Below are 14,874 nucleotides of genomic sequence, written 5' to 3' on the forward strand. Positions count from 1 at the left end.
AGGCTATTTCAGACTTGGCGTTCCGTCTCGGGGAATGCCGGATACTTGTCAAGCAGGGCGGCGACAATCTTGCCGAAACCGAGGCCAAGTGACGATTTTACCATCAGCGCGTCTCCCGGTTGCACCCATTGCAGGGCAAAATCGGTCAGTTCCGCCGTCGTCGGGAACCAGATGACGGTCACACTATCAGGCAGCGCGTCGCGCAGCGCCGCCATCGCCTCCCCCGCCAGCCAGACATGTTCGATACCGGCCGCGAGCAGTGGGCCCGCCAACTCTTCATGCAATTGCGCGGAAAACTCGCCCATCTCCAGCATGTCGCCGAGAACGGCGACGCGCCGACCGTGACCCTGCGTTTCCGTTTCCGCCAGCACGGCAATCGCCGCCCGCATGGAGGCCGGATTGGCATTGTAGCTTTCGTCGATCAGCAGGAAGGTGCCGCCGTTGATTGCCAGCTGATGGCGCTGGCCGCGCCCCTTTACCGCCTCGAGCGTTCCCAGCGCCTCGAAGGCGCGGTCGAGATTGGCGCCGGTGACGGCAACGGCGCCGAGCACGGCCATGGCGTTATCGGCAATGTGCCGGCCGGGAATATTGATGTGCAATTCGCTGGTTTCACCGTTCAGGATCGCCCAGATCGTCGAGCCCGTCGTCGTGCTCTCGAAATCCGCGAGGCGGAAATCCGCCTTGGCATGCTGCCCGAAGGTGAGGATATGTTCGATGCCCTGTTCCTGCGCCGCTTCTTCAAGCTGTTCGAACTGGGCGTTATCGCGGTTGAGGATGACGGAACCGCCCTCCTCCAGACCCTCGAAAATCTCCGCCTTGGCGGCGGCGATCTCCTCGATGTTCCTGAAATTGCCGAGATGGGCCGGCGCGATGGTCGTGATGATCGCTACATGCGGGCGCACCAGCTTCACCAGCGGCCGGATTTCGCCGGAATGGTTCATGCCGATTTCGAACACGCCGAATTCGGTGTCGGCAGGCATGCGCGCCAGCGTCAGCGGCACGCCCCAGTGGTTGTTGAAGGAGGCCACCGCCGCATGCACCCGGCCTGAAGGGGCGAGCGCCTGCCGCAGCATTTCCTTTGTCGTGGTCTTGCCGACCGAACCGGTTACCGCAATGATGCGCGCCGACGTTCTTTCACGCGCGGCGATGGCGAGCTTGCCGAGTGCGGCAAGCACGTCTTCCACCACGATCATCGGCACGGTCAGGCGGCCGAGCGCCGGCAGCTTGGCCTCGGCAACGACCAGAAGTCCCGCCCCGTTCGCAACGGCGAAGCTGGTGTAATCATGACCGTCCACCCGGTCGCCTTTGATGGCGAAGAACGCTTCGCCCGGCTTGACCGTCCGGCTGTCGATGGAAATGCCGGTGATTCCGGTCGGCAGGTTGCCCACGGGGCGTCCTGCCGTGATGGCGATCATGTCGGCGACTGTCCATAACCAGCTCAAATCTTCGATCCTTCCAGCCCTGCCAGTGCAGCGCGCACCTGTTCATGATCGGAAAACGGCAGTGTTACCGAACCGACGATCTGCCCCTCTTCATGCCCCTTGCCCGCGACGATCAGCGTGTCGCCATGCGAAAGCAGCGACACCGCATGGCGGATAGCGTCCGCCCTGTCGCCGATTTCCAATGCGCCGGGCGCTGCCGCCATGACTTCGGAACGGATCGTTGCAGCATCTTCCGAACGCGGATTGTCGTCGGTGACGATGACGATGTCGGAAAGCCGCGTCGCAACCTCGCCCATGATCGGGCGCTTGCCCTTGTCGCGGTCGCCGCCGCAGCCGAAGACGGTGATGATGCGGCCCGAGGTGAAGGGCCGGACCGAGGTGAGCACATTTTCCAGCGCATCCGGCTTGTGGGCATAATCCACATAGGCAAGCGCGCCGTTCTTCGTCTGGCCTACGAGTTCCAGACGGCCGGCAGCGCCGATCAGCTTTTCAAGCGCCTTCAGCGCGGTTATCGCGGGAACGCCGGTGGACATGGCAAGACCGGCTGCGACGAGAGCGTTCGCAACCTGAAAATCACCCGCCAATGGGATGTCGACTTCATAAATCTCGCCGTCATGATGCACTTCGATCATCTGCTTGTGACGAAAGTGCTCCACCCGCTTCAGGGCCAGATATTCGCCCTTGCGACCGACCGTGCGCACATCAAGACCGGCTTCGCGCGCCGCGCGGATCGCCTGTTGCGACCATGGATCGTCGGCGAAGATCACGGCGGGAGCGCCCTTTTCCATCAGCGTATCGAAGAGGCGCATCTTCGCGGCCATATAGTCCTCGACGGTCGGATGATAATCCATGTGGTCGCGGCCGAGATTGGTGAAACCGGCGGCTGCCAGTCTCACTCCATCGAGACGGCGCTGGTCGAGACCATGGCTGGACGCCTCCATCGCCGCATGCGTCACGCCTTCGGCCGCAAGTTCGGCCAGAAGCGCATGCAGCGTTACCGGATCGGGCGTGGTGAGCGCGCCGTAGTCCTCGCGGCCGGGTGCAATCACACCTGTCGTGCCGATCTGCGCTGCGGCATGGCCGGCGAAAGCCCAGATTTGCCGCACGAAGGAAGCAACGGACGTCTTTCCCGCAGTACCGGTGACGGCGACCATGGTTTCCGGCTGTTTTCCATAAAAACGGGAAGCGGCAAGGGAGAGATAAAGGCGTGGATCGGTGACCGAAAGCACCGGCACATCGGCATCCAGCGCGTGTCCGGAAACGACAGCGACCGCGCCCTTGGCGACCGCGTCCTTCACATAGGCCGCGCCATCCGCCCTGGTGCCCGCAACCGCCACGAACAGGCTGCCGGGCGCAGCCTTGCGGCTGTCTGCGGTGATCCCCCCGATTTCGATCGCCCCGATCTCAGACAGGAGCAATTCTTTCAATTCCGGAAACGCATTTCCGGATATATCTCGCAAATTCATCGACTGTGTCCGTCTTGTCCCCCCGGCGCGAATCGCCGGAACATCATAAGCTAACAATCAATAAGACACGAGCAAGGCCGAGCCATCCTTGCCGAACTTCGGCTTCACGCCCAGCACCGCCGCCGTGCGGGTGATGATATCGCGCACCATCGGCGCTGCGGATGTGCCGGCGAGTGCCGCGCCATTGCCCTTGTCCGTCTTCGGCTCGTCGATGAAAGACAGCACGACATATTGCGGATCGTCCATTGGAAAGGCCGAGAGGAAGGCGTTGAAGTTCTTGTCGTGCACGTAACGGCCGTTGACGACCTTGTCGGCCGTGCCGGTCTTGCCGCCGACGTTGAAACCATCGACGCGCGCGTTGCGGCCCGAACCGTTGACACCGTTCCACTCGAACAGGAAACGCATGTCCTTGCTGGCGCCCGGCTTCAGAACCTGCTTGGCCACCTGATCGGCCTGTTCGCGGGTACGCGGCAGGAAAGTCGGTTCGATCAGTTTGCCGCCATTGACCAGTGCGGCGCCGGCAACCGCCGTCTGCAGCGGTGTCGTGGAAACGCCGTGGCCGAAGGAAATGGTAATCGAGTTGATCTTCTTCCATTCGCGCGGCTGCGACGGCAGAGCCACTTCCGGCAATTCGGTCTGCATGCGGGTCAAAAGGCCAAGCCGGGTGAGGAATTCCTTGTGGCCTTCCGTTCCCACCGTGTCGGCAATCTTGGCTGTACCGATGTTGGAGGAATACTGGAAGATTTCCGGCACCGAAAGCATCCGGCCCTTGCCGTGGAAGTCCTTGATGGTGAAACCGCCGATGCGGATCGGATAACGCGCATCGAAGGTGTCGCCGAGACGGACGCGGCCCGAATCGAGGCCCATGGCGATGGTGAAGGACTTGAAGGTGGACCCCATTTCGAACGTACCGTTCGACATGCGGTTGAGCCAGCCTTCCTTGGCGCCTTCGGCCGGGTTGTTCGGATCGTAATCCGGCACGGAGGCCATGGCGAGGACTTCGCCGGTATGCACGTCCAGAACCACCGCGCCGGCGCCGATCGCCTGGAACTTGGTGATGGCCGAGGTCACGACTTCGCGGACAATGGACTGCACGCGCAGATCGATGGAAAGCTTCACCGGCTCCAGCGGCTGGTCGCTGGTCATGCCGAGCGCCGTCAGATCGGCAAGGCCCTGGCTGTCGACGTAACGTTCCATGCCGGCAACGCCGCGATTGTCGATATTGACGTGACCGACGACATGCGCGGCGGTCGGCCCGCCGGGATAAAAGCGGCGCTTTTCCGGGCGGAAGCCGACGCCTGGAATGCCGAGCGCCAGAATCTGGCTCTGCTGCTTCGGCGTCAGCTGCCGGCGCAGCCACTGGAAGCGCGAATTGGAAGAAAGCTTCTGATAGGTGCTGCGCTGGTCGAGATCCGGCAGAACCGTCCGCAGCTTCTCGATAGCCTCATCGATATCGACGATGCGATGCGGTTCGGCAAACAGCGAGACGGTGCGAATATCGGTGGCCAGAACCTCGCCATTGCGGTCGAGAAGATCGGGGCGCGACGCCATCAAACGGTCGGCGGGTGCGATGCTCGACACCGTTTCCTGCTCGGCCATGCCATATTGCACAAGACGCCCGCCAACGACGGCGTAAAAGGCGACGAAACCGAAAATGATCAGGCCGACGCGGCTTTTCGCCTGGGCGGCGCGCTTCTTGCGCGCGCCTTCAAAGGCCGCATGATCGGTATAGACGCCGGTGGTGCTGGCGGAAAAATGAGCCTTGCTCTTCAAAACCATGACGCGGGAGAGAAAAGACATCAGCGGTTCACCGATCCTGTTATCGTGTCATCCATGTCGTCGGTTTCATCGCCCGCGACGGCGGAGACGGCCGGAGCCGCTGTGGGACGGGAAACACGCGCCCGAGGTGTCGGAACCGGAGTGCCGTTGACGGCAATCTGACCCGCCGGCGGTGATTTCTTTTTGGTGGCCGCGCCAAGCGTCGCACCCGGCTTGGAACCGTTGACGGCGGCGGCAATGACATCCTCGACGCTCATACCTTCCGGCTCGGGCGGCTGCGGCAGTTGCGAGCGCAGCATCGGCAGCTCGCGCGGTTGCGCCAGTTGCGTCGGCAGCGTCGGCGAAAGGCCAAGCTCGTCCTGATAGGCATTCACGAGCCGGTGCAGACGGTTCGGCTGCGTCAAGAGCGCCCAGTCGGCTCTCAAAAGATCGATCGTATCCTTCTCAAGCTTGATTTCGGCCTCCAGCTTGCGGACCTCCTCAAGCTTCAGATCGGCCTTGTGCTTGATCGAATAGGTGACGACGGCCGCGGCGACCATCACACCCATCAAGATGACATCGAAAGTGCGCAGCATATCAGCCTCCCATCTTTTCAAGGCTGGCGAGATCGGGAAGCTCGAAGATCGAATAATCCGCCGCGCGCGCCGGTGCGGTCGTGCGCAGACCGGCCCGCAGTTTGGCGGATCGGGCACGCGGATTGAGTTCCGCCTCCTCATCGCTGGCGGCGATCATCGGCTTGCCGATGTTATCGAAAATGGCGGGCTTGTCCTCCACCATCGGCAGGTGCCGGGAACCAGCGGCCTTGCCCGAACGGTCGGAGAAGAATTTCTTGACGATACGGTCTTCCAGCGAATGGAAGGTGACGACGACCAGCCGGCCGCCGGGTTTCAAAACCTGCTCGGCGGCAAAAAGCGCCTGCGCCAGCTCGCCCAGCTCGTCATTGACGAAAACGCGCAGCGCCTGAAACACCCGCGTTGCGGGATGAATCTTGTCTTTGGCCTTACGCGGCGTGACAATTTCGATGAGGCCCGCCAGATCGCGGGTGGTGCGGAACGGCTCTTCGGCCCTCTTCTTCTCGATGGCGCGGGCGATGCGGCCCGGCTGCTTTTCTTCGCCGAGAAAACCGAAGATGCGGATCAGATCGCTGACCTTCGCACGATTGACGACATCGGCCGCCGAAACGCCGGAACCCGACATGCGCATATCGAGGGGGCCGTTTTTCTGGAAGGAAAAACCGCGCTCGGCCTCGTCGATCTGCATGGAGGAAACGCCGATATCCAGAACGACGCCATCGAGCCCGCCTTGCGGGGCATGCTTCGCGAGATCGGAGAATTGCGACTGGATGAGGCTCAACCGGCCGCCATTGGCGGCAACCATCGCCTGACCGCCGGCGATCGCGGTCGGATCGCGGTCGAGCGCGATGACGTCAGCGCCCTGATCGAGAATGGCCTGGGTGTAGCCGCCGGCGCCGAACGTGCCGTCGAGGATGACCTTGCCGGATGATGGCTCCAGCGCGGCAATGACTTCGCGAAGCAGGACCGGTATGTGACGCTGAGGTCCGCCATCGGCATCAGAAGATCGTCCGCCAGAATTCGCCGCCATTCCGTGTCCCCGTCCTAGGCGGGGCGAGCAGCCGAAAAACCGCGCCCCGCTCTTGCTTCCGCCTGCGCCGCCAAAAACGCATTCGGTTGCCAAAGCTGAAAATGATCCGCCCGTCCGACGAAGGTGACCTCGGTGGATATGCCGGTGAATTCCCGCACGAAATCCGTCACCATCAATCGACCTTCCTGGTCGAGCTTCATGAAAACGCCGCCGCCGTGAACCAGCAGCGACATCGCGTTCGCCTCGGGCGAGAAGGCATCCATCGACGCGATCTGCCGCTCGTAGCGCTCCAGCAAATCCGGACCGCCGACACTGATGGCCGGAAAGGCGAAATCCTGAAGACAATAAAGCTCCTGAATGCCGCGCCTGACCAGCACCGAACGAAACGGAGACGGAACCGAAACGCGCCCCTTGGCGTCGATCCTGTTCGTCACGTTCGATAAAAAGCGGTCCATTACTCAACTCGCCAAAACCGCATTCCGCAAAGCGAACCATCCACTTTGCAGACGACACCGGTACGCACGACACATCGCCAAGCGCCAGGGCGACGTGCCCTGCAGCAGCCCCTCGCAGGCTCCTCACTCGTTTCAGCGATTGCGGGTCAAAAACACGACCCAATGTGGTGTGCATTTGGGATATCATGGGACACTATGGGCGTCAATGGGAGAAGCCGGCACGATACCGACTTCGCATCGGAAATTCATAAGCCGTTAAGTTTAACGAATGGTTTACCGAGCCGCGCGGCGATGCGCTTTCACGGCACGGGAAGATGCGGTGAAGGCGCTGTTTTTCTTTGTTAAAACAAGGAGATGGCCACATTATCCGGCTTCACGGGCAGATGGGTCAGGCCGTCAACGTCAGAAAATAATGGAATCGATGAGAAGCTCAGTCACGATGGTTTCCATCGCTGCGCTCTATAACCGCATTCTCAGGGCGCAGTGCTTCCTCATCAAACTCCTGGCCTTTAGCCAGAAGACGCAGAACAACCACATCGTCCTGCTCCACCACAAAAGCGACACTGGCGCTGCGTTCAAAACCGATTATGCGGAGTCCCACACGCAGTTCGTTACGCACCGTGCCCCGTTCGGGAAAGACATTCAAAGTTGAAAGAAATATGCCGATGCGATCAATGTACCGATCTGCGACAGCGGACGACCCTGATTTGCCGGCGATATTTTGATGGATATGCACCAGATCGGTCTGCGCTTCGGGTGACAGGCGCACAACGTAATACTTCATTTAAAAGCGTTTCCAGCAAAAACATGCGGCAACTTGGCATTACGAATTGCATAAATATAAATAGATAAAGGGTTTCCGAGAGGTGGGAGCTACGTGCGCCCCTCACCCTTGGCAATACGCGACCTGACCTCAGCCAAACCTTCACTGAGAGGCTTGGCCCTGCCCGGGTCTGCTTTGTGAGCATCGTATGCGGATGTCACTTCTTCCTGCAACCACCGCTCCACGGCCGCATCGCGGGCTGCCAGGGTGCGAAGGCCATCACGGATAACCTCGCTCTCCGTCGCATATTCGCCGGAAGCGACCTTTGCCTTGACCATTTCCGCCATTTCCAGGGGAAGTGTGATGCTGAAAGCTTGGGTGGTGCGCATGGTTTTCGCCTTTCATTCACCCTTGTATCACACGGTATGATTTAATCATACACATTCCTGATTAGCCATGGGGGAAGCGGCATGTAGGAGCCGCCGCAAGATTGAGGAAAATTCGCCAGTTGGCCTGTAAGCCGGGTTCTGTATGGCCCCGGTTTGACCCGGAACGTGGCAGCCATTCATCTGGGACGGCATTTGCATGCCGCCTCGCGCAACCCACCCGGATGACGGGCCTGGAAACCGGCTGTGAACGGGCTTTCGCCCGCCCCGTGTCATCCCTATTCGGTCTTGCTCCCGGTGGGGTTTACCTTGCCGCCGCTGTTACCAGAAGCGCGGTGGGCTCTTACCCCACCCTTTCACCCTTACCATGCGATGCATGGCGGTTTGCTCTCTGTGGCACTTTCCCTGGGGTCGCCCCCGCCGGACGTTATCCGGCACCGTATTTCCGTGGAGCCCGGACTTTCCTCACCTTACCGTCTTTCGACATTGGTAAAGCGCGGCTGCCCGGCCAACTGGCATGGGCTCAATAACCATGTTCCGAGGCGAAAGCCACCGAAAAGCGCAGGCAAGGATCAAAGAAATGCCGGCTTGAAATCCGTAGCAAAGGCGCCGTCGGCGATTTTTCCGTCCCGCAGCAGCACAGCACCGAGCCGTCCGATCTCATCGGAACTCTTGGCCGCCGTACCGTTACCGCCGGTCAGAACCGCAATCTTCGGCGAGGCGGTGAAGCCGATGGCCGGATAACCGCTTTGCGTTTTGGAGACGACGCAGGCGGCCATCGAGACACGCGAGAGATCGATGGAAGGCACCAGCGATCCGACGATCTCCGAGAGATGATCACGCACACTTTCGCGTCCGCCGGAGCGGAACCATTCCCGGATTTCCGGGTCGCTGCCGAGCCTCTTGTCGTCGGGATCGCCGCCGATCTTCAGATAGAATTTGCCATCCGGATAACGCACCGGCGGCAGAAGATAGATATGTTTCGTCGTGTCGCGCGGCTCATAGATCAACGACGGCATGTCCGCATATTGATCCAGATCGCCCTCATCTACTTCGAAGAAAGCGACGGTGCGCGCATAAACATCGAGGGCCACCGGCTGCGGCAGCAGATCTTTCGTGATCGAGAAGCCGCCGGCCGCCACCAGCACCCGGTCTGCGGTATAAACCGCGCCCGAGGCCGTCTCCACCCGTGCGCGACCACCCTCTTCCCGCGTCGAGACGACGATATCGTCAATAAGCGTGACACCCGCCTTTTCAGCGAGAACAGCCTGCGCCTTCACCAGCCCACGCGGATTGACGTATCCGGCATTGTTTCTCTCGAATACCCCCTCGCAACCCGGCTCGAAGGAGAAATAGGGAAAGCGGCTTTCGAGGCCTTCCCCGTCCAGCAGTTCCGTCGAAACCCCGAGCCGCGCCGCCGCCTTGCGGACATCGTCGACAAAAGGATTATCGCCGCCCCGTTCGGGCCCCACCATCAGGCAGCCGACCGGCGCATAAAATTCAACGCCGCTTCTTGCGGCAATATCGGCGTAACGCGCTATCGAGCGGTTGGCGAGCAGCGCCCAGTCGGCATCACCATCGATGGTGCGGGTAATCCGCGCCTCGTCATAGTGACTGGCGAAGACGCCTCGATGCGATTTGATGTCGGCAGGTTCGCCGGGGCCGATCAACGCGACGCCATCGACCGTTTCAGCCAGATGGCGGGCGGCGGCGGCACCCATCATGCCGCGACCCACGACGATGTATCTGAAATGTCCCGACATGCCGCCCTCTTCACCCGCTCACTTCCATCGCAACCTTGTAGCTGCTTCGCCCCTGAATGTCAGACGAAAACCGGCGACATTTCGGCGGCGAATTCATCCTCGGTCAACTGGCCGTTCAAAAGCAGCATGGCGCCCAGTCGGCCGATTTCGTCCGAAGACTTGGCGGAGACGAAATTGCCGCCGGTCAGAACCGCGATATTGGAGGATTGCGTATAGCCGATATAGGGATAGCCGCTGCGGGTGATGGAGGCGACACAGGAACCTGAAGTGACCGGGCAGCCGGCAAGCTCCGGCATCAAGGAGAGCGCCCGCTGTTTCAGAAATTCCACCTCACCCGGCGTGCCGTCCGAATGGAACCAGTCAACCGCGTCAGTGAGCGTTTCAAGCCTGCCCTTTTCGCTCTCGCCGCCGATCTTCAGATAGACCTTGCCATCGGGATAACGCACCGGCGGCAGGATATAGACGATGTCGTCCTCGGTCTCCGCCAGTACGATGGTAGAAGGCATCGCACCGAACAGCACCTGCCGCGCCTCATCCAGCTCAAAAAAGACGATGGTGCGGCCCGTGGCCGCCATATCGACCGGAGAAGGCAGAAGCTCGGCCATGTTGGTGAAACCCCCGGCCGCTACGATGACCTTTTCAGCCGTATGAACCGCCCCTTCTCGAGTAGAAACTTCGACGCCATGGGAAGTATCGCGAATATGCGCCGCCGTCTGGCGCACAAGCCGCGCGCCCTGTGCGACGGCAATCGTGCATTGCGCCTTCACCAAGGCGCGCGGATTGACGTGGCCGGCATATTGCGCCTCGAAATAACCGCTGTGATCGGCCGGCAGGGAGAACATCGGAAACCGGCCAGCCAGCGCATGAGTGCCGAGTGTCTCGACACCGAGACCGAGGCGGTCGGCCGAGGCAAGCGCGCGCGAGACATAGTCCCCCGCAAGCCCCTTGCCGTTTCCGGTGAACAGGCAGCCCGCTTCCGTGAAAAAGCGGATGCCGCTTTTGGCCTCGATCTCCGCATAACGGCGGATGGAGCGCTGCGCCAGTTCCGCCCAGACCGGATCGCCATCAAAACCGCGGGTAATGCGCGCTTCGTCGTAATGGCTCGAAAACACACCCTGATGGGTCTTGCGATCGGCGGGTTCGTCCGGGCCGATCAGCGCCACGCCATCCGTTTGCACTGAGAGATGCCGCGCCGCAGCCGCTCCCATCATTCCGGCCCCGACGACGATATATTTGAAATCCGGCATGTCATGCTCCGTATCAGATTGCTTCTGACTACAGCATGCCGGGCCGAACCGGAATCGCTTTTCGCAATTTCGCAGACGATCGATGGCGGCCTCAGCCGGCCAGCAGCGCCTGCACCTTGCCGCAATAACGCTTGGAGACCGGGTTCATCCGGGTGGCGCCATGGCCTGCATTGTAACGCAGGATCGTGCTGCACACCTGGCCGCCGCCAAGCTGATGCGCCGTCGCCAGATATTGCATGCCCCAGCGAATATTGGTCTCGGGATCGTAGAGCGCCTTGGTCGTACCGCGATAGCCCATCATCCGCGCCGTCGCCGGCTTGATCTGCATCAGCCCAACCTCGCCTGCGCTGCCGCGAGCCTTCGGATTGAACTTGCTTTCCACCGAAACCACGGCATGCGCCAGATTGGTGGGAACGCCGTAACGCTTGGCATATTTGACGATCAGATCGGAATAGTCGTTCCTGAGCGAGGATGGCAGGCTCTTTTCGGGAATGGGATAACCGGGCTTGCGGAAGAAGGTCTCCAGCGTCACGGTTTTGGTCTTGACGTCCTCGTCTTTGGCAAAAGCAATCCCCGCCTGCGAAGCGAGCATAACAACGCCCGCCACGACAGCAACAACAACCCTGTTCATATGTAGAAAAAGTCTCCAGATCGGATGACAGAAACAATGAAGCGACACAAATAATCTGCGCCCGGAAAGTCGATCACGACCTTCCGCTGTCCGGTCTCCTTGATTGATATTGACGGCAGGTTCCCCTGAAGAACGACACCGCATGCAGTGACGTTCTTAAACTTCCTCAATGCGGATTAACTGTGGCACGGTAAAAAAAGCGACTTGAACGGCAAGAAAATCGGGAACGCTTTTCCAGAATTCGCGTTCAGGCGGCCGAAAATCTCGGCAGGCTGGCAATCAGCCGATGCAACGTGTCGATGGTGGAGAAATCCGCGATGCCATCCACCAGAGCGGGACGGAAATGCCGCTGGAAGGCAGCCACGGCGCCTTCGGTTTTCTCGCAATAAGCGCCTGTAATTTCAACGCCATAACCATAGATGGACAGCATCGACTGCAGCGCTTCGACCGGCTGGCTATGATCGCCGCGCTGAAAAAAGCGGCCGCCACGGATCGGCGCAGGCTCCACCCAATGGCCGACACCGTGCTGCGACAGGATGTCCCACGGGAATTTTTCACCCGGATCGACCTTGCGGATCGGCGCGACATCCGAGTGCGCCAGCACCCTTTCAGGGGCGATAGACCAGCGCTGGCCGCAATCGCGACACAATTCGATGACGGCTTCCACCTGTTTTTCCGGAAATTCCGGCAGGCCGCCGGGATGGCCCTGATTGGCGATCTCGATGCCGATGGAGCGGGAATTGATGTCCTCATCCCCCGCCCAGATGCTTTTGCCCGCGTGCCAGGCACGGCGGGTTTCAGGAACCATCTGAATGACGCGCCCGTCTTCGAAGACGAAATAATGGCTGGAAACCTGACTTTCCGGATTGCAGAGCCACGACAGCGCGCCGTCGGCCGTCGTCATGCCGGTATAATGCAGCAGAATAATATCGGGGCCGGCCACCCCCAGCCTTTCGCCATGGTTAGGCGAAGGCGCAACGGCTGCGCCCCCGAAATCCGGGGTAAAATCCGGCAGACATTCACTCATGCGACGCGGCGTTCTTTCTCGATGGCCGCATAGGCGGCGTTGAGAGCCGCCATACGCTCATTCGCGGCCGCATGCAATTCCATGGGAACGCCGCGTGCAATGAGCTTGTCAGGATGGTGTTCGGCAACCAGCGAACGATAACGCCGGCGAATATCGGAAAAATCGTCGGAAGGCGAAACGCCGAGCACGCGATAGGGGTCGCGCCCGTCCATATGGACATGCCGCGCCATGATCGTTTCGAAGTGATCTTCGGTGATGCGGAAGATCTCCGCGATCCGGCCGAGGAAGGCCAGTTCCCGCTCATGGATCAGCCCATCGGCCTTGGCGATGTGGAACAGGCCGTCGATGACGCTTTCCAGCATCTCGCAATTGGCGTGCCCGGAGCCGCACAGACCGGCAAGCCGCTCCGCATAGGCCTCGTAACCGGCAACGTCCTGACGGGCGAGATTATAAAGACGGGCGACGTTCTTGGCTTCTTCTTCCGGAAAATCGAAGATTTGCCGGAAGGCGCGCACCTCGGCATCGTTGACGACACCGTCGGCCTTCGCCATCTTGGCGGAAAGCGCGATGATGGCCACGGAAAAGGAAACCTTGCGGCGCGTTTCCGGATCACCCTCGAAAAGGGTGCGGATGGCTTCCACCACGCGCCCGAGCGCACCGCCTGCGGCGTCGCCGATTGCGCCGAGCAGCCGTTCCCACAGGGATGAAATTTGCAGACAGGCGAAATCGAACATCATGCGACAAGCATGACGGGATATTGCCGCGAATGCAATATGTCCAGCGGACCGGCGGCATTAACTTTTATTCATCTTTGCGACAGTTTTGCTTCAGGAACAAGAGTGCCGCAGACGATGGGGCCATGGTTTTCCACAGACGACGGGGAGCCGGCCACCGGCTATGCCGATTGAAACGATTATATTCCACCACTTTGCTCAAGCCGCTGAAAAACCGCGAGAAATCGGCGTTTTTCTTCATAAATTCACTTTACACCTAAACGCGGCTGTCGCATCCATTTGCCAGACATGTCTTTGGGTATATGTGAAAAGGAGAGCCATGATGGCCAAACAGAAAGTCGCAATGCTGACCGCGGGTGGCCTTGCGCCCTGTCTCTCTTCGGCCGTGGGCGGCCTGATCGAGCGTTATAGCGACATTGCGCCTGATATCGACATCGTGGCCTATCGCTCCGGTTATCAGGGCGTACTTCTGGGTGACCGTATCGAGATCACCAGGGATATGCGGGAAAAGGCGCATCTGCTGCACCGTTACGGCGGCTCGCCGATCGGCAACAGCCGCGTCAAGCTCACCAATGCCGCAGATTGCGCCAAGCGCGGTCTGGTCAAGGAAGGCGACAATCCGCTTCGCGTCGCAGCTGACCGGCTGGCGGCTGACGGCATCACCATTCTCCATACCATCGGCGGTGACGACACCAACACGACGGCTGCGGACCTTGCCGCCTATCTCGGCGCCAACGGCTACAATCTCACCGTTGTCGGCCTGCCGAAGACGGTGGATAACGACGTGGTGCCGATCAAGCAATCGCTCGGTGCCTGGACGGCCGCCGAAGTCGGCGCCTCCTTCTTCGACAATGTCAGCAACGAGCAAAGCGCAGCACCCAAGACCTTCGTCATCCACGAAGTCATGGGCCGCCATTGCGGCTGGCTGACCGCCGCCACCGCTCGCGCCTATATCCAGAAGACCAGCGGCAACGACTATGTCGAAGGCCTGATGATGAACACGCAGATGAAGAACATCGACGGCATCTACCTGCCGGAAATGGCCTTCGACATCGAGGCGGAAGCCGAGCGACTGAAGGAAATCATGGACAGGAACGGTTATGTCACGCTGTTCGTTTCCGAAGGTGCGGGCCTCGATTCCATCGTCGCCGAACGCGAAGCCTCCGGCGAGGCCGTCAAGCGCGACGCTTTCGGCCATGTGAAGATCGACACCATCAATGTCGGCGGCTGGTTCCAGAAGCAGTTCGCCAGCCTCATCGGTGCGGAACGCTCCATGGTGCAGAAATCGGGCTATTTCGCCCGCTCCGCCGCCGCCAATGGCGACGACCTGCGCCTCATTCAGGGCATGGTCGATCTCGCCGTCGAAAGCGCGCTCAACAAGGTCTCCGGCGTCACCGGCCATGACGAAGACCAGAATGGCAAATTGCGGACCATCGAGTTTCCGCGTATCAAGGGCGGAAAGCATTTCGACCTCTCTGCAAAATGGTTTACCGAAGTGATGGAACACGTCGGTCAGCCGTTCACAGCGGCCTGATTTTACGATAGGCTAAAATAATGCGGCGACAGGGAGGGCAAGGAG

Annotated in this window: 14 protein-coding genes and 1 other RNA gene; 1 reads left to right on the forward strand and 14 read right to left on the reverse strand. The window is 60.4% G+C overall.

The features are described from left to right. Positions 1-8 precede the first annotated feature (8 nt). From ACQZ60_RS10355 to ACQZ60_RS10420, 14 genes are all read right to left on the reverse strand, one after another. Positions 9-1,442 carry a UDP-N-acetylmuramoylalanyl-D-glutamyl-2,6-diaminopimelate--D-alanyl-D-alanine ligase gene (locus ACQZ60_RS10355; protein WP_448735182.1) on the reverse strand — a complete coding sequence of 478 codons (1,434 nt, stop codon included), beginning with the start codon at positions 1,440-1,442 and terminating at the stop codon, positions 9-11. Next, complete coding sequence (locus ACQZ60_RS10360; RefSeq protein ID WP_448735183.1) at positions 1,439-2,908, reverse strand: UDP-N-acetylmuramoyl-L-alanyl-D-glutamate--2,6-diaminopimelate ligase; 1,470 nt, start codon at positions 2,906-2,908, stop codon at positions 1,439-1,441. The genes ACQZ60_RS10355 and ACQZ60_RS10360 overlap by 4 nt, the downstream gene beginning before the upstream one ends. Before the next feature lie 57 nt (positions 2,909-2,965). Next, positions 2,966-4,708 carry a peptidoglycan D,D-transpeptidase FtsI family protein gene (locus ACQZ60_RS10365; RefSeq protein WP_003522193.1) on the reverse strand — a complete coding sequence of 581 codons (1,743 nt, stop codon included), beginning with the start codon at positions 4,706-4,708 and terminating at the stop codon, positions 2,966-2,968. Then, complete coding sequence (gene ftsL / locus ACQZ60_RS10370; protein ID WP_020811527.1) at positions 4,708-5,262, reverse strand: cell division protein FtsL; 555 nt, start codon at positions 5,260-5,262, stop codon at positions 4,708-4,710. Before ftsL ends, ACQZ60_RS10365 begins: the two co-directional genes overlap by 1 nt. A gap of 1 nt (position 5,263) precedes the next feature. After that, entirely contained in the window at positions 5,264-6,289 is a 1,026-nt protein-coding gene (rsmH, locus tag ACQZ60_RS10375; protein ID WP_020811526.1) for a 16S rRNA (cytosine(1402)-N(4))-methyltransferase RsmH, read from the reverse strand. A gap of 14 nt (positions 6,290-6,303) precedes the next feature. Continuing rightward, on the reverse strand, positions 6,304-6,744 hold the full coding sequence (mraZ, locus tag ACQZ60_RS10380) for a division/cell wall cluster transcriptional repressor MraZ (RefSeq protein WP_003522190.1): 441 nt from the start codon (positions 6,742-6,744) through the stop codon (positions 6,304-6,306). Positions 6,745-7,174: 430 nt separating this feature from the next. After that, positions 7,175-7,528 (reverse strand): type II toxin-antitoxin system RelE/ParE family toxin, encoded by a 354-nt coding sequence (locus tag ACQZ60_RS10385; protein WP_020811525.1) that lies wholly within the window; start codon positions 7,526-7,528, stop codon positions 7,175-7,177. Between the two features lie 89 nt (positions 7,529-7,617). After that, a complete protein-coding gene (locus tag ACQZ60_RS10390) occupies positions 7,618-7,896 on the reverse strand; it encodes a ribbon-helix-helix domain-containing protein (RefSeq protein WP_020811524.1) in 279 nt (92 codons plus the stop codon). Between the two features lie 111 nt (positions 7,897-8,007). Then, positions 8,008-8,409: RNase P RNA component class A (gene rnpB, locus ACQZ60_RS10395), an RNA gene on the reverse strand. Positions 8,410-8,465: 56 nt separating this feature from the next. After that, positions 8,466-9,656, reverse strand: coding sequence for an FAD-dependent oxidoreductase (locus ACQZ60_RS10400; RefSeq protein WP_035263587.1), 1,191 nt, complete (start codon positions 9,654-9,656; stop codon positions 8,466-8,468). 59 nt (positions 9,657-9,715) lie between these two features. Beyond that, positions 9,716-10,903, reverse strand: a complete 1,188-nt coding sequence (locus ACQZ60_RS10405) for an FAD-dependent oxidoreductase (protein WP_448735184.1) — start codon at positions 10,901-10,903, stop codon at positions 9,716-9,718. Between the two features lie 91 nt (positions 10,904-10,994). Then, on the reverse strand, positions 10,995-11,534 hold the full coding sequence (locus ACQZ60_RS10410; RefSeq protein ID WP_003522187.1) for a lytic transglycosylase domain-containing protein: 540 nt from the start codon (positions 11,532-11,534) through the stop codon (positions 10,995-10,997). A gap of 247 nt (positions 11,535-11,781) precedes the next feature. Next, positions 11,782-12,561 carry an N-acetylmuramoyl-L-alanine amidase gene (locus ACQZ60_RS10415; RefSeq protein WP_448735185.1) on the reverse strand — a complete coding sequence of 260 codons (780 nt, stop codon included), beginning with the start codon at positions 12,559-12,561 and terminating at the stop codon, positions 11,782-11,784. Next, entirely contained in the window at positions 12,558-13,298 is a 741-nt protein-coding gene (locus ACQZ60_RS10420; RefSeq protein WP_003522185.1) for a J domain-containing protein, read from the reverse strand. Before ACQZ60_RS10420 ends, ACQZ60_RS10415 begins: the two co-directional genes overlap by 4 nt. A gap of 319 nt (positions 13,299-13,617) precedes the next feature. Between ACQZ60_RS10420 and ACQZ60_RS10425 the strand changes: the two genes are divergently transcribed. Then, positions 13,618-14,829, forward strand: coding sequence for a pyrophosphate--fructose-6-phosphate 1-phosphotransferase (locus ACQZ60_RS10425; RefSeq protein WP_080816458.1), 1,212 nt, complete (start codon positions 13,618-13,620; stop codon positions 14,827-14,829). The last annotated feature ends 45 nt before the right edge of the window (positions 14,830-14,874 follow it).

The organism is Agrobacterium sp. 22-223-1 (assembly GCF_053522385.1).

Excerpts from the sequence above, each read along its gene's own strand:
- ACQZ60_RS10400 (WP_035263587.1), bottom strand. The coding sequence starts at position 9,656 with ATGTCGGGACATTTCAGATACATCGTCGTGGGTCGCGGCATGATGGGT.
- ftsL (WP_020811527.1), bottom strand. The coding sequence starts at position 5,262 with ATGCTGCGCACTTTCGATGTCATCTTGATGGGTGTGATGGTCGCCGCG.
- ACQZ60_RS10415 (WP_448735185.1), bottom strand. The coding sequence starts at position 12,561 with ATGAGTGAATGTCTGCCGGATTTTACCCCGGATTTCGGGGGCGCAGCC.
- ACQZ60_RS10390 (WP_020811524.1), bottom strand. The coding sequence starts at position 7,896 with ATGCGCACCACCCAAGCTTTCAGCATCACACTTCCCCTGGAAATGGCG.
- ACQZ60_RS10405 (WP_448735184.1), bottom strand. The coding sequence starts at position 10,903 with ATGCCGGATTTCAAATATATCGTCGTCGGGGCCGGAATGATGGGAGCG.
- ACQZ60_RS10385 (WP_020811525.1), bottom strand. The coding sequence starts at position 7,528 with ATGAAGTATTACGTTGTGCGCCTGTCACCCGAAGCGCAGACCGATCTG.
- ACQZ60_RS10410 (WP_003522187.1), bottom strand. The coding sequence starts at position 11,534 with ATGAACAGGGTTGTTGTTGCTGTCGTGGCGGGCGTTGTTATGCTCGCT.
- mraZ (WP_003522190.1), bottom strand. The coding sequence starts at position 6,744 with ATGGACCGCTTTTTATCGAACGTGACGAACAGGATCGACGCCAAGGGG.
- ACQZ60_RS10360 (WP_448735183.1), bottom strand. The coding sequence starts at position 2,908 with ATGAATTTGCGAGATATATCCGGAAATGCGTTTCCGGAATTGAAAGAA.
- ACQZ60_RS10365 (WP_003522193.1), bottom strand. The coding sequence starts at position 4,708 with ATGTCTTTTCTCTCCCGCGTCATGGTTTTGAAGAGCAAGGCTCATTTT.
- ACQZ60_RS10425 (WP_080816458.1), top strand. The coding sequence starts at position 13,618 with ATGGCCAAACAGAAAGTCGCAATGCTGACCGCGGGTGGCCTTGCGCCC.
- ACQZ60_RS10420 (WP_003522185.1), bottom strand. The coding sequence starts at position 13,298 with ATGATGTTCGATTTCGCCTGTCTGCAAATTTCATCCCTGTGGGAACGG.
- rsmH (WP_020811526.1), bottom strand. The coding sequence starts at position 6,289 with ATGGCGGCGAATTCTGGCGGACGATCTTCTGATGCCGATGGCGGACCT.